Here is a 21,399-nt window from a genome sequence, read left to right as displayed (position 1 = left end):
CCCTTGGGCCGTCGGACCTGTACGCCCGTTCGGGCTCGACGGGCCACGTCCAGGGTTTGCGGTTGGTCCCACTGGGCCTGTCGTGCCCGTTCGGCCCTGGCTCGGCAGTGAGGTCTTCGGTCCAATTCCAGGAACTGGGGGACGCGCAACAGGGGCACCCTTCGCAGGGATACGCGGACCAGTTCCCATGGGAGGAACAGGCTCTCCAGCACCACCCGTTGGACCTGGTGTCGAAGGTGGCGAACTGAGTGCCGGACTTACTGTCTGCGGCGGCAGAGTATCCACGCTGTCAATCTCCGTGCCGACAGGCCGATCCGGCGAAACGGCCGAGTCCGGCAAGGCGATCGGGCCAGCTTCGCCATTGTGGGACGGCAAGGGTCCGTTCGGACGCGGGTCACTTCCCGTCGCGGTGGCGGTAGGACGGTCAGGCATGACCTGACCACTACCGGCGGCTACTGCGGAGTTTGCTGCACCCTGCTCCGTGCCGGGAGTGATGCCTGACTCCCCCTTCGGCACCCCGACGTCCGGCATAGCCGAAAACGTGGGAGGCTCCTGCCCAGCCATCGAGTGCTGCGACACCTGGTAGAACGACGACAACCGATTCATCTGGTTGATCGCCTCTTGACGATGATTCTCCGCCTTGGCCGCGGCATCGTACTCCGCATTGCCATCGACCCTCTTGGGGGTGGGAATGTCCTCCACCATCTTTGGGTCCGCACGCTGGTCACGGGGCGGCATGGAGCTGCGGACAGACGCCAACCCCGCGCCGGCCGAAGCGATTTGAACGCTGGCCGTGTCGGCGAAGTCGGAGAGCTGATGCGTGTCCTTCACGAGGTTCTTGCCCCACTTGCGGAACGCCTCCCCCGATGCCCCTTCCCAGTCGACTCGATCGATGTGCTCGCCGAGCTCCTTGGCGGCGGCGGCAATCGCGTCGCGCGCCTTCTTGAGCGCCTCCCCGGCGCTCTCCAAGTCGGCAGGGTTCGCTTGCTCGACCAAGTCGATCATGTCGTTGAGGCGGTGTCCCTCGAAGCCCACTACGACCACCCCGCGTCAGACTTGTCACTGCCGTGGCCACCTCGCGCGTCAGGCTCGCCGCCCCGCTCACGCCCATCCGGCAGCTGCTCGCGGCGGACCTCCGTCTGGATCGCCCAGAAGCGCTGCCGCAGATCCTCGTCAAGGTTGTCGAAGCCGACGTCCGCGCCATGTACCGCGATGCTCATGGCGTCGATCTGGTCACCGAGCATCTTGGAGAGCGAGGTCAGCCGCTCGTGAACCTGGTCGTACTGCGAGTACAGGCTGTCGGCCGCGGGGAACGCACTGCCCCCACCGCTGAAGGCACCCCGGGTGAGCTTGTACCCCCCGACCTCGCTCGAACCACCCGCCGAACCCTCGAACTCCGTGAGCAGTGTGTTGATGCGCCGGCGAAACGTCTTCAGTGCCTCTAGGCCACGCTTGAGGTCCGCGTCCGATGACGGCGCCGCACCCCCGCGCCCACCTGTAGCAAGCACGATGCTCCCTCCCCCGTTACCCGCCTGCCCGACCGATTCACGATCGCGGTGGCTAGGTGGTCACTTATCGCGCCCGCGTCACTCTAGTCACACTCAGCGTCACATCCAACTGAGCTTTGCATTAGGGCAGTTGTAAATCGGCCCGAGGAAAGATCAACAATGAGTGCCAAACCCGCCCACAAGCCGCGACTCGGTACCGGTACGTGCCCATACCAGCCAACAGGCACCGCCGACCAGTTGCACAACACTGCGTGAGAACAGGCACGTTGTTAAGTTGAGCCAGTGCGCCGCCATCCGTCCGGGTGGCCGAGCTCACGGGGGAAGGATGCACCTATGGCGTGGGATGAGTGGGAACAGCTGAAGTCTCAGGCGGCGGAGCGTCAGCCGGCACAGATGCAGTTAAACCAGACAGATCCAGGGATGGGTGGCGGCCCTACCGCCGATCCTGGCTCCTACGGTGACCTTCAGGTCAGCGAAGCCGGGCTGGCGAAGATCGGTGAGCACGCACACGGCCTGTTCGACCGCCTCTGGGATGAGGCCCGATTGGCAGTGCCGAGTACCGAAAAGGCCGCAGGGAACCTATCGACACAGGGCTTCGCGCTAGGCGGAGCCCTGCAGCACGTGTCCACCCGCTGGGACGAGCAACTCAAGTCTCTACGAGACGCCTGCGGGCACATCTCCAACCACATGCGGGTCACCAAGAAGTTGCATGCGGGCGACGAGGACTACATCCACCGCCAGATGAGCAGCATCGACACTCTCGACGCGGGCTTCAACGAGCGAGTCGGCAAGCCCGGTGAGCCGAACCCGGTGTACGGAGAACCGAGCAAGAAGAAGGACAACTGATGGACCTCGAAGCGCTCCGTTCCGCCAACTTCTCACTCCTCGACGACGCCATCTCTGACTGGACGAAGATGGTCGACAACCTCGACCGTATGGAGGAGGCGGCCGGTAAAGGGCTCAAGACCGCGGCCAACAAGGCTAACTGGGCTGGAGTGAACGCCACCGTTTCCAAGGAGTTCATTGGCAAGACGGCCGAGGAGTTCAGTGACGCTCACCTTCAGGCCAAGTCCATCCGCGACATCCTCAGAGACACTCGAGATGAGCTCAAGGACTACCAACGCAAGCTGCGGACAGCCATCAAGAACGGCCTGGACAAGAACCTGAAGGTCACCACGTCCGGCAGTGGATTTACCGTCAGGGCGGACAGCCACCCCGACAGCGCTGCGAAGGGGACGACGGCCCCCGAGCCCAGCGAGGGCGACGTCACTGCCTTGCGTGACGAGATCCAGGAGCTCCTGAACAAGGCCACCGAGAGTGACAGCACAGCCAGTACGGCCCTGCGGGCAATCGCAGATCAGAGCGCGGTCGGCTTCTCCGGGGTTGACTACAGCGACAGGGATGAAGCAGCCGACGCCATCAAGAAGGCCGATGAACTCTCCAAGTTGGCCAAGAAGGCCCCGGAAGACCTCAGCACGGCTGAATTCGACAGGTTGAACGCCGGCTTCAAGAGGTTCGCGGACGACGAGCTATTCTCACAGCGGTTCGCCACCAATCTTGGAGCGAAGGGGACGCTGGAGTTCTGGGCCGGCATCAACACCCCGGACGCAAACCCAGAATTGAACTACGCGAGACATGAGAAGTTCGACGACCTCCAGAAGAACCTCAGCCTCACCCTTGCCACCGCCACCCAAAGCGATGCAATTGGCATGACGGAATGGACTAATAGGATCATCGAAATGGGTGACCGGCGTATCGGCGGAGGGCCCATGGGGTTCCAAGTAATGAGCAATCTTATGCGTTGGGGCGACTACGACGATCAGTTCATGACACGCTACGGAACTGAGCTGATCAGGACAGAGAAGGGGCTCACCGGGAACGGCGGTAATAGTCGTCCGGCTTGGCAGCACACGGGAGGGGACCCACTACTTAACCGCACAGAGAGCGACAGCGGGTGGGACCCCATGACAGGATTCATGAAGGGGCTATCAAACAGCCCCGCTGCGGCAACAGATTTCTTTAGTGATAAGTTCATCTCGAAAGAAGAAGAAGGCAACCCGTTCGAGCGCGAAAATATTGACGGCAAGAAAGAAGCTGCATCACTTTCGAATTTCCAGTACCTCTTCGAAGAGAGGGAATGGCCCAAGGAATTCGATTCTAGTGGCGAAGAAAGTGACACCGGGCGCAACAACCTGGCGTTGGCACTGGAGGCTGCCACCACTGGGCATCCCGCAGGCGAGATCCCCACAGTGAACACGCCTGCTCATAATCAAGAGCAAGCCAAGCTAATGGAGAGCATCGTCGCTTCCGTCGGGGAGGACAGCAAGCGTCTTACGGATCACGGGTTCATGTCAGACAGCATGGGGCAGATCGCCGCAGAGTATCTACCAGATATCAATAGGTCCATTACAGACGTCAGCGAAAACAATGAGAGCATCCCAAAGCTCTTCCCTATTTCCGGTACCGCAGCCACCTTGGAGCATGCTGATGTCACGCGCTTCTTGGTCAGCGTGGGACAGAACCCTGAGGGGAACGCAAGTATCGAGATCGGCCAGAAGAATTACATGGCCAACCTCATGGATTATCACCTGAACCCAGACCTTCCTGGAGATCGGCAGTACCTTCATTCTTCCGAGGAATCCATCAGAGAGATTGCTCGCAGATCCGCCGAGGTCGGGGGAACACTCGCCATTGGTCGGCAGGAGGCTATTCTGGGGCCGGCAGGATCCGCAGGAAGTGATTTTGATGACTCCGTAAGCCAGAAGAAAAACTTCTGGTCAGGCGCTGTTGGCACTGGAATCGGCGTCGGCGTCGGTGTCTCCTTCGTCGCCTCACCTGTTGCGGGGGCCGCTGTAGGCGGCGCCGCAGGAACCGTAAGCAGCATGGTTCTTGAGCAGCTCTTCAAAGATGCGGAGTCAGACAGCCTGTCGAAGGCCGGGGGAGAAGCGGCCATCCTATGGGAAGACAGCAAGGACAAAAATACTGAATTGAGTCGGATTGCGGCAGTCGAGGCTGCCAAGGCACACGGCGGAAAGTACGCTGACCAAGTCGAAGGATGGGCGCAATCAGGAACGGCAGATGGATTCAACGATGCATCCACTTCAGGTCGACACATGGCAGACGATCTCACAACGGAGATTCAGCCGTAATATGCTGCCAGCACACACCAGCCCGCTCTGCCGGCTCTCACTTCACTGGAATCCTCATTGAAGAACACCAAAATCAACACTCAAGCTATGTCCGCGATCATCTTGTCATCAATCATCGGCCTGACAACAGTCGGGTGCTCAGAGTCAAGAACTGAATACACCGCACCCAGCGCACTCTGCGGTACCAAAATCCCAGCGACTCTACTTAAACCTGTCCTGCCTGCGGGGAAGAGCATATCCGCGCACCCCACCACTACGGACTGGAATAAGCGATGCCGCCTTCAGGTCGACGGTAAGCCAGCGTTCTCGGCCACTGTGGAATGGTGGGAGGGCAAGACCCTGTTGGCACGGGTTGCGACCGACGCAATCGGCGTCGATCCCGGAGACAGTGAAACTGTAGATCATCGCTACATCTACTCTAGGAGTGGCGCGGTCGGACTCGTGAACTGCCCCAACCAGCGTCAACTAAAGGAAAGGCTGTTCGTGTCGGTAAGAGTCGTACAGGAGTCCGCAACTGCGACTCAGATGAAGAAGCTCATCACTGCTTACAGCACATCGGTAGCCGCATCCGATGATTGCGAAGGCTGGGAGGAAAGAAAGTAAGGGGAACGCCTTCCCTTACAGCATCGCCTATTCAGCTTCCGAGTCCGAAGCTGGGTCAAGCACGCCGGGATCCTCCAACCCGCCGCCCCCGACGCCTTCCATCCCTCACAGCCACCCCCACCCCACCAAGCACCGCCACCACAACCGCGGCCCCCACCGCCACATACGTGGCAATCCGAGCCGTACGCTCCTCCGCCGTCTCACGGAGGTGGAGTTCAGCGGGAGTTGGGGCCTTCGCGCGAGTGATGCCTTCCTCGGCCGTCGGGGACTCGATCGGGTGGTCGTCTTCTGTCAGGGCTCGGACCGGGTCCACCACTCCCCAGCCGACCCGGATGTCGTGGCCTGCCACCGAGCGTTCCGCTGTTTGTTTGATCTGGGCGGTGATCTGGCGGGACGTCCAGTCGCTGTGCTTGGACTTGATCAGGGCCGCCACACCCGCGACGTACGGGGCTGCGAAGCTTGTGCCGTTGTCCGAGCAGTGGCCGCCGCCGGGGACGGTGGAGATCATGTCCACGCCCGGGGCAGCTACCCCCACGAACTCGCCCGACTGGGAGAACGGGGCCCGTTCGTTGTTGCGGTCCGATGCCGCTACCGCCAATACGCCCTCGTAGGAAGCCGGGTAGGTCGGCTTGACGTTGCCGCCCAGGCCGTCGTTTCCGGCCGATGCCACGATTACCTTCTCGTCGGCCAGCGCCCTGTCCACTGCCTGTTTCAGGACCGGGGTCGGCTTCACGGCGTTGGCCGTGTCCTGGGAGATGTTGATGACGTCCGCGCCCGCGGCGACCGCGTGGTTGATGGCCGCCGCAAGCGTCTCCGCAGTGCCGTGGCCCTCCGCGTCGTTCTGCTGGATGGGGATCAGCGTCGCGTCCGGGGCCAGACCCACGAAGCCGGTGCCCTTGGCCGGGTGGGCCGCAATGATGCCCGCCACGCGCGTGCCGTGGCCGACGGAGTCCGTCGTGCCGTTCTCGTTGCCTCGCTTGAGCTTGTTGCCGTTGTCGTCCTTGATGTTCTTGGGGAGCAGGTTGCGGCCCTTTGACACGTCCACAGCGCTCTTGAGCTGTGGGTTCTTGACGTCCACCCCTGTGTCGATCACCGCCACCCGTACACCCTTTCCGGTGGACTGGCGCCACAACTCGTCCAGGAGGACCCGTTGCAGTGCCCAGGGGCGGCCCTCGTATTTCTTGGACGGGAACGTGCACTGGTTGCTGGCCGCGGTCGCGGTGGGCGCGGCGAGCACCGTTGTCGTCGCGATCGCCGTCAGGGTCGCCGCCATAGCTGCTGCGGCGTGCGGCCAGCGCTGTGCGTACGTCATCGTCAGACCCCCTATGGCCTAGGAGCCCTGCGGCTGACGTGCCGCCGAGGTCGAGAGGCGCGGGCCCGTGGGGAGGAACTTGGACCAGGGGGCCGGTACTGGAGTCACGTCCGTATTCGCGTAGCCCAGGCGAGTCTGGGCCTGTCGCGCCTCTGCCTGCTGCTGCTTGCGCTGCTTGGCCGTGGTGCCGATGCCCGCGTCGTCCGTCGCGCCGTCGCTGTTGGACTGCATCGCGTAGCGCAGGCCCGTGTCCGTGGCCAGGAAGACACCGCCCGCCTTTGTCTCCGAGCCCGTGAACTGGCGGTAGAGCAGCCCCGATCCGGCCGTCACGTACGCGCTGGACGAGCCCGTGGGCAACGTGGCCGGGAAGTCCGTTCCCGCCCATGTGCTGAGCGTGGTGCCACCGTTGTCGCCATCCACATTGCGCAGGACATTGCAGACGGTGTTGCGGCTCCCTGCGTCTTCGGATGCTTCGTTGGCGGGCACCGGCGCCTCGGTCGGCCACGTGTTCTGAGAGCCGAATTCCCCGGGGCCAGGTTCGAAGGCGCCGGTGCTCAGGCCGCGGGCGCGGCCGTCCTGGCCCACCTTGACCAAGGCAGGGCTACTGCGGAGCAGTGTCGCGGTGAAGTCGGAGACCGCAGTGACCCGTCCGGGCTCGACTACGTAGTGCTGCATCCCAGCCCCGTCGGATGCCTTGAGGATCATGCCGACCCGGTTCGCCTCCCGGTCCTGGAGACCCTCGACGTTGGCGGCAGCTCCGGGAACTCCCTCCACCTTCGGGAAGGTGATTGGGTCTCCAGGGTGCAGCGTCTCGAGCCACTGCCTGGAGACCCGCTGCGGTTGACGGCCGGAGTCCACGATGGTGCGCAGCAGGACATTGAGGTGCTTCTTTTCCGCGATCCGGTACGCGGTGCCCCGCGCATCGACCACGTACCGGACCTTGTCAGGGCCGACCACGTACAACAGCTCACCGCCGCGCAGCCGTTCGCTGCCCTCGGTCTTGTTCTGCTCGCGCTCTGCCAGGATGAACGCGGCCTTCTGGATGGCTTTGCCGCCCTCTACCGGGCGCTCGCACACGGCCCAGCGCTTGGCGGCGCCGGCCTCGGACTCCGAGGGCAGGCGGTCGGGGGCGTACGGAATGCCGATGGTGGCGCCGTGGGGGATCTTGCCCTTGTCGAGGACCGACTCGTCGACATTGATGATGTCGCCCTTGTCGGAGTCGAGCAGGAGTTTCGCCGAGGCCATGTTGAGCACCGGGTGCAGCTGGCTCTTGCCATTCGTCTTCAGGATCACGTACCGCGTCGTGGACTCGCTCGCGATGATCACGTGTTCCTTCGGCTCGTCCCAGCCGGGCTTGGCCGCCGGTTTGAACATGCCCCAGGCGCCGAAGACGGCCAGGACGATCACTCCGACGATGATGCCGGGGACTACTCCGCGCAGCGGGCGTGGTGCGCCTTCCTCCGACCCCGAAGGCGACGGCTGGATGAAGGACGCGAGCGTGCGGCGCTTCGCGAAGGTGTAGGCGTTGAGTTCGTCCCGCCGTGATGCCATGAGTGTCTGCTTCTCCCCCGTGCAGCGCCGGGGGCATGCGACCCCCACCCTCCGATGTCAGACCCGGCCCCTACTATGCCTGTTGAGTAATCACGCATGTGAGGTGGGTAAGGTTCGCGGGCACTCCTGGGGTGCATGTTCCGTGACCACCAGGGTGATTCTGGAGACTTACGGGGGGTTGGACTGATGGCTTCCGCAGCGCGGACCGGGGCTCGGGGACCGTCAGGGTCCGGGGCTCAGGGGCAGGTAGCGCCCGTTGGGACGGGTGCGTCGCCGCGCCAAGGGGCTGTCACGTTCCATCTTCGGGCGCGTTCTGCGCAGTTCGGATCGTTTCGCTTGCAACGACTTGTGCTGATCGAGGTGGCCGCAGCCCTTCTGCTGGCCGCCTGGGTGGTGGATCCGCTGGCCCTCGTGCCGACCGCTGTCGTCGCGGTGGTGCTGGTGCTGCTCGCCGTCATGCGTCGTCGTGGGCGCGCTTGGCACGAATGGCTGGGCACCGTTCAGGCGTTGCGGGCACGCAAGCGCCGGGCGGCGAATGCTCCAATACCGCCGGGTACGGAACCTGCGTTCGCCCCGGCCGTCGAGTGCGACCCGGCCTTGCGCACGTATGCCTACGGAGACCGGGACCGGCGGCAGGTCGGGATGGTCGGAGACGGGACGTTCGTGACCGCCGTGCTCCAAGTCGAGTCGGACGCAACCGCGTTGCGGGCCGAGCGCGGGAGGCAGCCACTGCCGGTGGGGCTCGTACGGGACGCCCTGGAGGTGGACGGGATCCGGCTCGAGTCGGCGCAGATTGTGCAGCACACTCAGCCGGCGCCCGCGTTGCATCTCCCTCAGCAGTCCGTAGCCGTCAGCAACTACGCGCCCCTTCAGGCCCAGACCGGAGCACCCGCCGTACGGATTACATGGGTTGCCCTGAAACTGGATCCTGAGCTCTGCCCCGAAGCCGTGGCGGCGCGTGGAGGCGGGTTCGTGGGGGCTCAGAAGTGCGTGGTGCGGGCCATGGACCAGCTGGCAAGTCGGCTCACGGGGGCCGGTTTCCGGGCTACAGCGCTGACCGAGGAACAGTTGGCTGCCGCCATCGCCACTTCGGCCGGCGCCAATCCGCTGGTCACAGCGGAGGCCGGGCGGACCGAGTTGCCGGAGCGCAGGACAGAGGAGTCCGCACGCGCGTGGCGCTGCGACAACCGCCGTCACACCACCTACTGGGTCCGGCGCTGGCCACAGTTGGGGAACGCGGGCGGCCCGTCGCTGCCGCAGCTCGTCGCGCTGCTCACCGCCGTCCCGACGCTGGCCACGACGTTCAGCCTCACCCTGCGCCACGGCGAGCGACAGGAAGTGTCGCTGTGCGGGCATGTGCGGGTGACCGGCCGCAGCGATGCCGAACTCGAAACCGCTCGGCGGGCGTTGGAGCAAGGAGCCTGGCAGGTCGGTACAGGACTGGTCCGCCTCGATCGCGAGCAGCTGCCCGGGATGCTTGCCACTCTGCCGCTCGGGGGGACCCGCTGATGACCGTCACGAATCCGACCACGCCGGCCGTTCCGTCCGCTCCCGGCGATGCGTTTCGCACGGCACTGCGCAGTGGGTTCGGGCTGCTCGGGCCACGCCACCGTCGCCACGCGCTCTCCGCCGAGCAAGTGGACGCGCTGGCATTGCCCATCGGTGACGACGGCGTCGTGATCGGCGTGGACGCACAGGGTCAACCCTCCGTTCTCGGCGTCAACCGGCCTACGCCGTACGACGTGCTGCTGATCGGAGGGCTGTGGACGGCGCAGGTCATCGCGTTGCGGGCGGCCGCGACGGGGGCCCGGGTGGCCGTTGAGACCGGACGGGCCGCGGCTTGGGCCCAGCTCGTGGAAGCCCTCGGCGTCGGACCGAGCGGGATGTCGGTGCATGACGTGGGGCGGGTGCCCCCGCAAGGTGCATCGGCGGGGAGCCCGGTCCTTGTAGTGCGGGACTGCGGGATGCGGCCGCCCCGGGGTCGGGTGGTCTCCGGGCCCTGGCAATCGGTCCTGACGCTGCTGCCCTACCTGAGTCCGGTCGCGCCTCGGCTGATACGACAGGCCCGGCTTGTCGGAGTACAGCGGGTTTCACCGGATGAGGCGGCTCAGATCGGACGGTTCGTGGGGCTGCCGCGCGGCGATGTCGACGCATTGCCGACGCTTGCTGATGGATTGACGTTGTGGTGTGCCGATCGTGACCGGCAGTACGTGATGACGCAGGCCACAGATGCCGAGACCGGATTGTTGGGTACGGCGCGGAGGATGGATTGAGCGAGGGGGCGGTATCGGTTGACCAAGCGAATTAGCAGCCATTTGATGCTTGTTGGTTGATTTGTCCGTCACCGTTTCGGATACGGGGATCACTCCCGTGGGGAGCGTGACGGAAAGGACAGCATTCGTGGGGTGGGCTGCCCTGCCGTGCTGGTGCTTATGGTGATTAGGCTGGGACAGGGCGCGACTCAAGAACCCGCGAGCGGGTCGTTCGCGTCTCTCACGGGGAGAGCCACGGCGGATCGGACGACAGGAACGGTCGCCCCCCACCACGGCACGAGGGTGCTCGACCACACCAGGAGGCATTGTGAACAGCGATCGGGACGAGATCCGCGGGGGCTGGGACTCACCCGTCGATGATCAGTCCGACGCGGAGTCCGCTGCCGAGACGACGGGCGAGTTCACCATCGACTACGCCCCGCCCGCCTGGTATACGCAGAATGCGTCCGGCAGCGCGGGGGAGACTCCGTCGGCGCCGTCGGCCGCTGCTGAGCCTCCGGCTGCTTCCGCTCCGGCGACTGCTTCCGCCCCGCCGGCCGCTTCCACTCCGTCGGCTGCTCCGGTTCCGCCCGTCGGGCCGCCTGTTGCTGTGCCGAAGCTGCCTGTGGGGAGCGGGTTCCAGGCGCAGCCGGCTGCACCTTCTTCTGAAGGTGTTTCGCCCTCGGGGGGTGCCGCCGACTGGAGTGGTGCCGTTGCCGGTGTGGCCTCTTCCGTGCATGTGACTGGGGTCGTTCCGAAGCCTGAGCCCGAGACTGCGCCTGAGCCTGTGGCCCCGGCCGAGGATGAGTCCGTTTCCGAGGACCTTGGCAGTGGCGATCTTGAGAGTGGCGCCACCATGCGGTTCTCTGCTGTCGCCCTGAAGCGGGAGATCGAGGAGCGGGCCGCCGCCGCGGAGGCGGATGAGGCCCCCGCCGCGTCCGCTGACGTGACCTCCGAGGACGTTGAGGTTGAGGGGGATGCGGGTGACGTAGGTGATGGCGGCGACCTTGAGGGGCAGGAGGAGGCTCCTGCGGAGGAGACGCCCTCCGAGGATGAGTCTTCTTCTGAGGGTGAGTCCTCTTCTGTCGTCGAGCCCGTTGCGGATCTCGGTGACCGTGGTGGCGATGAGGACAGCGATGAGGACCCGGTGTCCGAATCTGTTCCAGCCTCCCTTGACCTTGATGTTGATGGGGCCGGCGACAGTGACGATTCCGGTGCCCTCGTAGGTGTCGGGGGGCTCGATGACGTTGACGGGCTCGACGGCTCCGCCGAGATCAACGATGCCGTTCCGGAGGATGCCGGTCCGCAGGATGCCGCTCCTGAGGGCACCGCCCCTCAGGACGCCGTGCCCGCCGCACCCGTCGACGACGTCCAGGACTCGGTGCCGCCCTCCTGGACTCCCCCGCCCGCCCCGCACGGTGGGCTGCCGCCGCTGCCGCCCGCCTTCCAGCCTGCCGCGCCTACTTCCGCGCCCCAGTGGCCGGTTCCCGCGCAGGCCGAGTCGCCCGCTCCCGAGCCGGTGCAGCCGCAGGTTCCGCAGCAGGCCGCGCCGGCCCCCGCGCCTGTTCAGCCGCAGGCTCCGCAGCCCGCGCCGCACGCTTGGCCCGCGCCCACCGGGCCCGTGGCTCCCGTGCCGACCGCGCACGCTCCGGCCGCCGATGCTCCTGTGCCGCCGAGTGGGTATGGGTTCCCGCAGGCCGGTGCGCCAGTTCCTGCTCCGGGTCCTGCTCCGGGTCCTGCTCCGGGTCCTGCTCCTGCTCCTACTCCTGCTCCGGTTTCGCAGGCGCCTGCTCCGGCTCCCGCGCCCGCACCTGCCGCCGATGCACCCGTGCCGCCTGCCGGGTACGGCTTCCCGCAAGCGGCGGCCCAGGCCCCGGCCCCCGCGCCTGCCCCGGCTCCCGCGCCCGTCGCCCCTGCTCAGCAGGGCAGTTACGGATTCCCGCAGCAGGGCGCTCCCGTTCCGCCGAGCGGCTACGGGTTCCCGCAGCAGGGTGCCCCCGTTCCCGCCGCCAACCCCAACTCCCCTGCCCCACAGGGAAGTTACGGGTTCCCGCAGCCGCCCGCGCCGCAGGCACAGCAGCCGCTGCCGCCCGCCGGCGCACAGCCGCAGCCGCAGCCCGCCGCCCCGGCCAACCCGAACCCCACCCCCAACCTGCCCGCACCGCAGGCAGCGGCTCAGCCCCCGGCCCCCGTACAGCCGCAGGCACAGCAGCCCCTTCCGGCCCAGCAGCAGTCCCAGGCCCCGCAGCCCGGCCAGCAGCAGCCGCAGCCGCCCATCGACCCCCGTACCGGTGCCGCCTGGCCGCAGGCCGTGCAGCACGATCAGCGGGAGCGCACCAACCCCGGCGCGCCCCTCGGGTACACGGCCGCCGTCGAGCTCTCCTCCGACCGGCTGCTGCGCAACACCAAGCCGAAGGCGAAGAGCAGCCGGCCCGCGTCCGGCGGTTCGCGGTTCAAGCTCGGCGGCAAGAAGGAAGAGGCCGAGCGGCAGCGGAAGTTGGAGCTGATCCGGACCCCGGTGCTGTCCTGCTACCGCATCGCCGTCATCAGCCTCAAGGGCGGCGTCGGCAAGACGACCACCACCACCGCGCTGGGTTCCACGCTCGCCACCGAGCGGCAGGACAAGATCCTCGCGATCGACGCCAACCCCGACGCCGGTACGCTCGGGCGCCGCGTCCGGCGCGAGACCGGGGCCACCATCCGTGACCTCGTCCAGGCGATCCCGTACCTCAACTCGTACATGGACATCCGGCGGTTCACCTCGCAGGCCGCGTCCGGGCTCGAGATCATCGCCAATGACGTCGACCCGGCCGTGTCCACCACCTTCAACGACGAGGACTATCGGCGCGCCATCGACGTACTGGGGAAGCAGTACCCGATCATCCTGACCGACTCGGGCACCGGGCTGCTCTACAGCGCCATGCGGGGAGTTCTCGACCTCGCCGACCAGCTCATCATCATCTCGACTCCGTCCGTGGACGGGGCCAGCAGCGCGTCCACGACGCTGGACTGGCTGTCGGCCCATGGGTACGCCGATCTGGTGTCGCGGTCCCTCACCGTCATCTCCGGAGTGCGCGAGACCGGAAAGATGATCAAGGTCGATGACATCGTGTCGCACTTCGAGACGCGGTGCCGGGGCGTTGTCGTCATTCCGTTCGACGAGCATCTCGCCGCCGGCGCCGAGGTCGATCTCGACATGATGCGGCCGAAGGTGCGGGAGGCGTACTTCAATCTCTCGGCGATGGTGGCCGAGGACTTTGTGCGGGCTCAGCAGCAGCAGGGGCTGTGGACCTCGGACGGGAATCCGCCGCCGACCGTGGCTCCGCCGATGCCAGGGCAGGGGCAGGGTCAGGGGGGTTACCCCGTGCCGGGGCAGCAGGCTTATGGGGGGCAGGCTCCTCAGCCGCAGCAGCCGTACGCTCCGCAACAGCCTCAGCCGCAGCCGCAGCAGCAGCCGGTGCAGCCTCAGCCGCCGGCGCAACAGCAGCCGTACCCGCAGCCGGGCGCCCCGCAGGGGTGGCAGAACGCGGCTCCGCCGCAGGGGCCGGGGCAGCCGTACCAGGCTCAGCCTCAGCCGGGCCAGCTGCCTCCCGCCCAGCCTCAGGGCGGGCAGGCGCCGCAGCCGCAGCCGCAGCCGGGTCAGCCGTACCAGCCCGGGGCCCCGTTCCAGCCGGGCCAGCCCGTGCCGCCTGGCGGCCTGCCGGGTGGCCAGCCTCAGGCCCCAGACGCGCCGCAGCCTCCCCAGCAGTAGCCTCACCCGACCCAACTGGGCCCGCACCGTTCCTCGGTGCGGGCCCTCCCCGTTTTCCCAGCCGCCTCGTTGATCGCTCCCCCGGCAGTTGGGGCTGTGCCCACCCGTTCCGCCCTGCGGAACGCCTGCCCACAGCGAGGGAGACCGCGCGCACCCCCGCCCCGCGGAACGCCTGCCTGCAGCAGCGGGCGGCAGCAGTACGGCAGCGGGGCGACTCGCCCGGGTGGGCGGGGAGAGATGGCGGTGCCGCAGACGCCCCCAGGACCACCGCCCCACCCCGACGCGGACCCCACCCCCCACCTGCCCCTCCCCCCACCGTCACCCCCCGACCAGCCACGCTTCACAGGTCTTGACCAATGCGGATGAAATCCGGGTCAACTCGTTATTTCCGCAGGCCACATGGGGTTCACCTGCCGTTGACTGACGCAGACTGGCGCTGGTAGACACACACATCAACCAGCTGGCGTTACTTGATCAACTAGCCATCCCTGTGCGAGCGATGACGCGAGGTCACCGACCCATGGACACACAAGATCAGCACGGCAGAGTACGGTCCCACACCCCGGCGAAGGCGCCACCACGGAGCACGAGCCGCACCCGCGACCCCCGCAGGGCCCGCATCCTCCTTGCCTCCGCAGCCGCCGCCTTCACCCTCACCGCAGGCCTCGCGACGCCGCTCAACCCGGCGCCCCAGCAGGCCGAGGCCAAGGCCGACGGCGGGAAGAAGGTCCTCACCGTCGCCGTGGCGCAGAGCGTCGACTCGCTCAGCCCCTTCCTCGCGCAGCGGCTGCTCAGCACCAGCATCCACCGCCTCACGTACGAGTACCTGACGAACTACGACGCGAAGAACAACAAGGCGATCGACGGCTTCGCCACCGACTGGAAGCCCTCCGCCGACAAGCTGACCTGGACGTACACCATCCGGGACGACTCCAAGTGGTCGGACGGCAAGAAGGCGACCGCCGAGGACGCCGCGTGGACGTTCAACAAGGTGATGTCCAAGGAGGGCACCGCCACCTCGAACTCCAACTTCGTCACCAACTTCAAGAAGGTGACCGCGCCCAGCCCCACCAAGCTGGTCATCGAGCTGAAGGAGCCGCAGGCCACGATGGCCGCGCTCGACGTACCGATCGTTCCCAAGCACGTCTGGGAGAAGGTCGACGACATCTCGAAGTTCAACAACGACAAGGACTTCCCCGTCGTCGGCAACGGCCCGTTCATCCTGACGGACTACAAGGTCGACCAGTACGTGAAGCTCAAGGCCAACAAGGACTTCTGGCGCGGCGCGCCCAAGTTCGACGAGCTGGTCTTCAAGACGTACAAGGACCAGGACGCGGCCGTCTCCGCCCTCAGGAAGGGCGAGGTTTCGTTCGTCGCCGGACAGCCCGCGCTCACTCCCGCGCAGGCCGCCTCCCTCAAGAAGGAAGAGAACGTCAAGGTCAACGAGGGGCCCGGACGTCGCTTCTTCGCCATCGCCACCAATCCGGGCGCCAAGACCCTGGACGGCAAGAAGTTCGGCAACGGCCATCCGGCCCTCCTCGACCAGAAGGTCCGTCAGGCGCTCTTCCTCTCCGTCGACCGCAAGGCGCTCGTCGACAAGGTGTTCCAGGGGCAGGCCGTCGAGGGCGCGGGCTACATTCCGCCGCGTTTCTCCGACTACGCCTGGAAGCCCTCGGCCGACCAGGAACTGACGTACGACCCGAAGAAGGCGGCCCAGCTCCTCGACGACGCGGGCTACAAGAAGAACGGCGACGGCAAGCGCGTCGGCAAGGACGGCAAGCCGCTCGACCTGCGCATCCTCTGTCACGCCACGGACCCGAACGACAAGGCCGTGGGCAAGTATCTGAAGGAGTGGTGGGGGGATCTCGGCATCGGGCTCAAGGTCGACTGTCTCGACGACGTCTCCGTGCCCTGGTACGCGGGTGAGTACGACCTCGCTTTCGACGGCTGGTCCGTCAACCCCGACCCGGACTTCGTGCTCGGCATCCACACCTGTGCCGCGCTCCCGAAGAAGGCCAAGGAGAGCGCCGCCACCGACAACTTCATCTGCAACAAGAAGTACGACGACCTCTACGCGAAGCAGCTGGCCGACTACGACCCGGCCAAGCGCGCCGAGACCGTCAAGGAAATGCAGTCCTGGCTCTACGACTCCGGGTACATGAACGTGCTCGCGTACCCGAACGCCGTCGAGGCCTACCGCACGGACCAGATCAAGTCCATCACCACCATGCCGACGGCCGCGGGCAACATCTACGGCCAGGACGGATATTGGAGCTGGTGGTCCGCCGTCCCCGCGGATGGGAAGAGTTCCTCCAAGGATGGAAGCTCGACCGGTGTCATCATCGGTATCGCCGCCGCCGCGGTGGTGCTCGTCGGCGGTGGAGTCCTGTTCGCCCTGCGCCGCCGTTCGACCGCAGAGGACCGCGAGTAACGCATGACCGCTGACAGCAATCCCGCACTGCTCGACACCGAGGGCGCCGCGGCGACCGACGATCCGGCACCCGCCGGGCCGTCGGCCCGCGGCCCCCGGGCCCGCAACACCCGCGCCTATCTCCAGTACGTGGCGGGCAAGCTGGGCGGCGCCGCCGTCTCGCTGTTCGCCGTCCTCGTCACCAGCTTCTTCCTGTTCCGTCTCATCCCGGGCGACCCGGTGAAGCAGATGACGGGCGGAAAGCGCGTGTCGGCCGAGCAACTGGCCGCGATGCGCAAGGAGTTCGGCCTCGACCAGCCGGTCATGACGCAGTTCTTCGACTACTGCGGCAACGCGCTGACGGGCGACTTCGGCACCTCGTACCAGTTCCACGCCCCGGTGATCGACAAGATCACCGACGCGCTGCCCGCGACGCTCCTGCTCACCGGCACCGCGTTCCTCCTCTACACCCTCATCGGCGTCTGGCTCGGCACCCGCACGGCCTGGCGCAACGGCGGGCTCGGAGACCGCGTGCACACCGGCCTCGCGCTCACCCTCTACTCCGTGCCGTCCTTCTGGCTCGGGCTCCTTCTCATCATCACCTTCTCGGTGGGCGCGGGCCCCATTCCGGGGCTCTTCCCGACCGGCGGGATGGAATCGGGCGGCGAGACCGGCATCGCGTACGTCATCGATGTCGCGCACCACATGGTGCTTCCCGTCGTCACGCTCGTCGCCGTCGGCTACGCGCAGACGCTCCTCGTGATGCGCTCCTCGCTGCTCGACGAAATGGGCAGCGACTATCTGACGACGGCCCGTGCCAAGGGGCTTCGGGACGATCTCGTACGCCGTCGGCACGCCGTCCCGAACGCGATGCTGCCCACGGTCACGCTGATGTTCGTGAACCTCGGCACGGTGGTGGCGGGCGCGATCCTCGTCGAGACCGTCTTCTCCTGGCCGGGGCTCGGCGGGCTCTTCTACTCCGCGCTGAGCGTGCCCGACCTGCCGCTCGTCCAGGGTCTGTTCTTCGTGTTCGCCGCCGCGGTGATCCTCATGAACACCCTGGCCGACGTGATCTATCCGCTGCTCGACCCCAGGGTGGGCCGATGACGACCGATGCAACGAAGACCGACGTCCCTGTCGCCAAGAGCCCGCGGGCGCTCGCGTGGACCCGCAGACGCCACTCCGCCGCCCGCTTCTGGCGCGAGTACCGCACCCACCGGGCCGGTCTTTTCGGCCTGGCCGCACTCGTCGTGTTCGCGCTCGTCGCCGTCTTCGCGCCGCTGCTCGTCGGCTCGGACGCGCAGAGCGTGACCGACGCGCCGGGCAAACCCATGGAGTCGCCGAGCGGCGAATTCCCCCTGGGCACCGACCAGTTCGGGCGCGATCTGCTCGGGCTTCTGGTGTGGGGCGCGCGGATCTCGCTCACCGTCGGGCTGCTCGCCGCCGTGCTCTCGGTGGCCATCGGCACGATCGTGGGGATCACCGCGGGGCACTTCAAGGGCTGGTACGCCACCGTGATCATGCGCGTCACGGACTGGTTCCTGGTGATGCCGACGCTGGTGCTCGCCATCGCGCTCGCCTCGGTGATGTCCAAGTCCATCTGGACGATCATCCTGGCGATCGGCGTGACGACCTGGCCGACGACCGCGCGTCTGGTCCGCGCCCAGACCCTGGCCGTGGAGTCGCGCCCGTACATCGAACGCGCCCAGGCGCTCGGCGGCGGCCACGGCCATGTCATGGGCCGGCACGTGCTGCCCAACGTCATGCCGCTCGTCCTCGCGCAGACCACCCTCGTCATCTCCAACGCGATCCTCACCGAGGCCACCCTGGCCTTCCTCGGCCTCGGCGATCCGACGGTCGTCTCCTGGGGCGGCCTGCTCCAGGACGCGCGCGAGGCGGGCGCGGTCAGCGCGGGCGACTGGTGGTATCTGGCCCCGCCCGGCCTGGCCATCGCCGTCGTGGCGCTGGCGTTCACGCTGTGCGGGCGCGCCGTGGAGTCCGTGCTCAACCCCAGGCTGGGGGTCTCCCGTTGAGTGGATCGAACAAGGTGACGGAGACCAACGTGGCAGAGACCAAGGTGGCGGATCAGCGCCTCCTCGACGTAAGAAATCTCGAAGTGACGTACGCGTCCGGGGCCGCCGCCGTGCGCGGTGTGAACCTCACGGTCGACGCGGGCCAGAAGCTCGGCGTCGCGGGCGAGTCCGGATGCGGCAAGTCCACGCTCGCGCTCGCCCTGCTGCGGCTGCTGCCCGCGGGGACGAAGGTGACCGGCGAGGTGCTGCTCGACGGCGAGGACGTCCTCACCATGAAGTGGGGCCAGGTTCGCGCGGTCCGCTGGGCGGGCGCATCGGTCGTCTTCCAGGGCGCGATGCACTCCCTCAACGCCGTGCACCGCATCGGCGACCAGATCGCCGAGCCGATCCTGCTGCACAAGAAGGCGACCCCGGCGGGCGCGAAGAAGAAGGCCGGGGAGCTGCTCGAGCACGTGGGTCTGCCGGCCGCCCGCGCGGACGCCTATCCGCACGAGTTGTCGGGCGGCCAGCGGCAGCGCGTGATGATCGCGATGGCGCTCGCCTGCGACCCTCGGCTGATCATCGCCGACGAGCCGACGACGGCCCTCGATGTGATGATCCAGGCTCAGATCCTGCGCCTGATCGAGCAGTTGGTGGCCGAGCAGGACCTCGGCCTGATCATGATCAGCCATGACCTCGCGGTGCTCTCCGACACCTGCGACCGGCTCGCGGTGATGTACGCGGGCCGCGTCGTCGAGGAGGGCCCGGCCTCCGAGGTCTACGAGAACGCCCAGCACCCGTACGGAAAGGCCCTCTCGGCGGCCTTCCCGCGCATCGGCGACACGGCGTCGCGCTTCGCGCCGCGCGGCCTGCCCGGCGACCCGCCGGACCCGTCGTCGCTCCCCACGGGCTGTACGTTCCACCCGCGCTGCGCGGTCGCCCTGGACTCCTGCGACACGGAGGACCAGGTGCTGCGGGACGCGGGTCCCCGGCACCGGGCGGCCTGCGTACACGCGGGTTCCCAGCTCCCGGCGCAGCCGACATCGGCGCCGGCGACGGCGGAGCGTACACCGTGACCGAGACCGGGACCCCCAGCACCGAGGAGCGGCGCAGCATGACCACGGACGAGCCCCTCCTTTCGGCGGGCGATCTGCACATCACGTTCCCCGGCCGCCGCGGCGCGCCGCCCGCGCGCGCGGTGGACGGCGTGGACCTCGCCATCAAGCCCGCCGAGATCGTCGCCCTGGTCGGCGAGTCGGGCTGCGGCAAGACGACGCTGGCCCGCTCGCTGCTCGGCCTGGTGGCGCCGACCTCCGGAAAGGTGACGTTCGGCGGCAAGCCGCTGGACTACTCGGGCCGCGCGCTCAAGGCGTACCGCAAGCGCGTCCAGCTGGTGCTCCAGGATCCCAGCGGCTCCCTGAATCCCCGCCACACCGTGTACGAGGCGGTCGCCGAGGGGCTGCGCATCCACAAGTACGGGGGTGACGAGCAGGCGGCGGTCGCCGACGCGCTCTCGCGGGCCGGTCTGCGCCCGCCGGAGCGGTTCTTCCTGCGCTACCCGCACGAGCTGTCGGGCGGTCAGCGCCAGCGCGTCGTCATCGCGGGCGCGCTGGTCCTGGAGCCCGAACTGATCGTCGCGGACGAGCCGGTGGCCTCGCTCGACGCCTCCGTACGCGGCGAGATCCTGGCCCTGCTGCTGCGGCTGCGCGACGAACTCGGGCTCTCCGCCCTGGTGGTGACGCACGACCTGGGCCTCGCCTGGAACATCGCGGACCGCGTGGCGGTGATGTATCTGGGCCGGATCGTCGAGACGGGCACGGTGGAGGAGGTCCTGACCTCGCCCCAACACCCGTACACCCAGGCTCTGTTGTCGGTCCTCCCGGAGGCGCCCGGCGATCCGGTGGTCCTCACGGGCGAGCCGCCGGACCCGTCCCGCATCCCGGGCGGCTGCCGGTTCCACGCCCGCTGCCAGGTGCTTGCCTCTGGCGAGGCAGAGCGGGCGGGTGTCGCGGACCGCTGCCGGACGGAGGATCTGCCGGTGCTGTCCGGCGCCGGCGAGACGCAGGTGGCGTGCCATTGGGCGACGGCCGACGTCAGCGCGTCCGGGGTCTGACCGGGGGTTGTACGCCTTGCGGGCGGGGCGGAGCGACGCCCCGAGGCGGCGGATCGTTACCTCTTCCACGTACGGGTGATCCGGGGCCTATCGGGCGTGAGCGCTGGGGAGTCACAGAGTGCTCCGGTCCAATGACGGACCGTGAGCAACTCCAACTCCACCGAAGTGAAGGAGATTTCCATGCGCCGTTCCGCCGCCGTCATCCTCGGGGCCTTCGCGCTGATGGGGGCCCTCGCCGTGCCCGCCAGTGCCGTCCCGGACCCGGTCGGGACCGTCGACTGCGTGGCGCAGTCGGCCGGCGACGTCACCTCGCTCGTCGATCCGGCCAGCCCCGGCGTCCCCTCCGAGGTGCCGGGCACGGCGTGCCTCGCCCCGTGACCTGAACACCCCCACATCGCGACGTACTTGCGCGGCCGCCCGGGAACCCGCGCAAGTACGGTGCGACCACGAGCAGTTCACCCCGTCAGTCCCACCTGTATCCGTCCCCGAAGTTGAGGGTGTGCTCGAGCACGTCCTCCAACGGGTCATCGATCTGGCCGGTGTTGATCAGCGCGACCCTGGGCGCGTTGTGCGAATTCGCGTGCGTCTCATCGGCGTGCGCCGCGCCGGAGCACAGGACGGATGGCACCGCCGCCATCGCCGCGACCAGCACCCAACGGGACGTTGTCTGCACCCAACTGCCGTTCACTGCAGCCTCCTTGGACCGTGCATGCGCGGGCCGCCGGTCGCGGCCCGCTC

15 protein-coding genes are annotated in these 21,399 nt (G+C 67.4%); 11 read left to right on the top strand and 4 right to left on the bottom strand.

The window, feature by feature from the left end; all coding sequences use genetic code 11:
• Positions 1-1,034 precede the first annotated feature (1,034 nt).
• The gene (locus OG453_RS27595; RefSeq protein ID WP_266871212.1) at positions 1,035-1,508 is read right to left on the bottom strand and encodes a hypothetical protein; all 474 of its coding nucleotides are present in this window, start codon (positions 1,506-1,508) and stop codon (positions 1,035-1,037) included.
• A 333-nt stretch (positions 1,509-1,841) separates the two neighbouring features.
• On the opposite strand from OG453_RS27595, the gene OG453_RS27590 reads away from it, so the two are divergent.
• A complete protein-coding gene (locus OG453_RS27590; protein WP_266871211.1) occupies positions 1,842-2,354 on the top strand; it encodes a hypothetical protein in 513 nt (170 codons plus the stop codon).
• Positions 2,354-4,657, top strand: a complete 2,304-nt coding sequence (locus OG453_RS27585; protein ID WP_266871210.1) for a hypothetical protein — start codon at positions 2,354-2,356, stop codon at positions 4,655-4,657. The genes OG453_RS27590 and OG453_RS27585 overlap by 1 nt, the downstream gene beginning before the upstream one ends.
• Positions 4,658-5,315: 658 nt before the next feature.
• On the opposite strand, the gene mycP is transcribed toward OG453_RS27585, so the two are convergent.
• Complete coding sequence (gene mycP / locus OG453_RS27580) at positions 5,316-6,572, bottom strand: type VII secretion-associated serine protease mycosin (protein ID WP_266871209.1); 1,257 nt, start codon at positions 6,570-6,572, stop codon at positions 5,316-5,318.
• A gap of 18 nt (positions 6,573-6,590) precedes the next feature.
• Positions 6,591-8,123, bottom strand: a complete 1,533-nt coding sequence (gene eccB, locus OG453_RS27575) for a type VII secretion protein EccB (RefSeq protein WP_266871208.1) — start codon at positions 8,121-8,123, stop codon at positions 6,591-6,593.
• Positions 8,124-8,309: 186 nt separating this feature from the next.
• Between eccB and eccE the strand changes: the two genes are divergently transcribed.
• From eccE to OG453_RS27530, 9 genes are all read left to right on the top strand, one after another.
• Complete coding sequence (eccE, locus tag OG453_RS27570; RefSeq protein ID WP_266871207.1) at positions 8,310-9,632, top strand: type VII secretion protein EccE; 1,323 nt, start codon at positions 8,310-8,312, stop codon at positions 9,630-9,632.
• On the top strand, positions 9,632-10,396 hold the full coding sequence (locus OG453_RS27565; RefSeq protein ID WP_266871206.1) for a hypothetical protein: 765 nt from the start codon (positions 9,632-9,634) through the stop codon (positions 10,394-10,396). The genes eccE and OG453_RS27565 overlap by 1 nt, the downstream gene beginning before the upstream one ends.
• A gap of 307 nt (positions 10,397-10,703) precedes the next feature.
• Entirely contained in the window at positions 10,704-14,126 is a 3,423-nt protein-coding gene (locus OG453_RS27560) for an SCO5717 family growth-regulating ATPase (protein WP_266871205.1), read from the top strand.
• 520 nt (positions 14,127-14,646) lie between these two features.
• A complete protein-coding gene (locus tag OG453_RS27555; RefSeq protein WP_266871204.1) occupies positions 14,647-16,557 on the top strand; it encodes an ABC transporter substrate-binding protein in 1,911 nt (636 codons plus the stop codon).
• Between the two features lie 3 nt (positions 16,558-16,560).
• Positions 16,561-17,643 (top strand): ABC transporter permease, encoded by a 1,083-nt coding sequence (locus OG453_RS27550; protein ID WP_266871203.1) that lies wholly within the window; start codon positions 16,561-16,563, stop codon positions 17,641-17,643.
• Positions 17,640-18,569, top strand: a complete 930-nt coding sequence (locus OG453_RS27545) for an ABC transporter permease (protein WP_266871202.1) — start codon at positions 17,640-17,642, stop codon at positions 18,567-18,569. The genes OG453_RS27550 and OG453_RS27545 overlap by 4 nt, the downstream gene beginning before the upstream one ends.
• 29 nt (positions 18,570-18,598) lie before the next feature.
• Positions 18,599-19,624, top strand: coding sequence for an ABC transporter ATP-binding protein (locus tag OG453_RS27540; protein WP_266871201.1), 1,026 nt, complete (start codon positions 18,599-18,601; stop codon positions 19,622-19,624).
• Between the two features lie 38 nt (positions 19,625-19,662).
• The gene (locus OG453_RS27535) at positions 19,663-20,661 is read left to right on the top strand and encodes an ABC transporter ATP-binding protein (RefSeq protein WP_266873149.1); all 999 of its coding nucleotides are present in this window, start codon (positions 19,663-19,665) and stop codon (positions 20,659-20,661) included.
• A gap of 180 nt (positions 20,662-20,841) precedes the next feature.
• Positions 20,842-21,039: a hypothetical protein gene (locus OG453_RS27530; protein WP_266871200.1), complete on the top strand. Its 198-nt coding sequence runs from the start codon at positions 20,842-20,844 to the stop codon at positions 21,037-21,039.
• An 85-nt stretch (positions 21,040-21,124) separates the two neighbouring features.
• Here the strand turns inward: OG453_RS27530 and OG453_RS27525 are convergent, their stop codons facing one another.
• Entirely contained in the window at positions 21,125-21,349 is a 225-nt protein-coding gene (locus OG453_RS27525; RefSeq protein ID WP_266873281.1) for a hypothetical protein, read from the bottom strand.
• Positions 21,350-21,399: the final 50 nt, after the last annotated feature.

The sequence above is a fragment of the Streptomyces sp. NBC_01381 genome, from assembly GCF_026340305.1.
GTDB lineage: Bacteria > Actinomycetota > Actinomycetes > Streptomycetales > Streptomycetaceae > Streptomyces.
This window is presented reverse-complemented; position numbering and strand designations above follow the sequence as displayed.

What these genes read in the sequence shown, in the direction of transcription:
- OG453_RS27590 (WP_266871211.1), top strand. Translation starts at nt 1,842, where the DNA reads ATGGCGTGGGATGAGTGGGAACAGCTGAAGTCTCAGGCGGCGGAGCGT.
- OG453_RS27585 (WP_266871210.1), top strand. Translation starts at nt 2,354, where the DNA reads ATGGACCTCGAAGCGCTCCGTTCCGCCAACTTCTCACTCCTCGACGAC.
- mycP (WP_266871209.1), bottom strand. Translation starts at nt 6,572, where the DNA reads ATGACGTACGCACAGCGCTGGCCGCACGCCGCAGCAGCTATGGCGGCG.
- eccB (WP_266871208.1), bottom strand. Translation starts at nt 8,123, where the DNA reads ATGGCATCACGGCGGGACGAACTCAACGCCTACACCTTCGCGAAGCGC.
- eccE (WP_266871207.1), top strand. Translation starts at nt 8,310, where the DNA reads ATGGCTTCCGCAGCGCGGACCGGGGCTCGGGGACCGTCAGGGTCCGGG.
- OG453_RS27565 (WP_266871206.1), top strand. Translation starts at nt 9,632, where the DNA reads ATGACCGTCACGAATCCGACCACGCCGGCCGTTCCGTCCGCTCCCGGC.
- OG453_RS27555 (WP_266871204.1), top strand. Translation starts at nt 14,647, where the DNA reads ATGGACACACAAGATCAGCACGGCAGAGTACGGTCCCACACCCCGGCG.
- OG453_RS27550 (WP_266871203.1), top strand. Translation starts at nt 16,561, where the DNA reads ATGACCGCTGACAGCAATCCCGCACTGCTCGACACCGAGGGCGCCGCG.
- OG453_RS27545 (WP_266871202.1), top strand. Translation starts at nt 17,640, where the DNA reads ATGACGACCGATGCAACGAAGACCGACGTCCCTGTCGCCAAGAGCCCG.
- OG453_RS27535 (WP_266873149.1), top strand. Translation starts at nt 19,663, where the DNA reads ATGACCACGGACGAGCCCCTCCTTTCGGCGGGCGATCTGCACATCACG.
- OG453_RS27530 (WP_266871200.1), top strand. Translation starts at nt 20,842, where the DNA reads ATGCGCCGTTCCGCCGCCGTCATCCTCGGGGCCTTCGCGCTGATGGGG.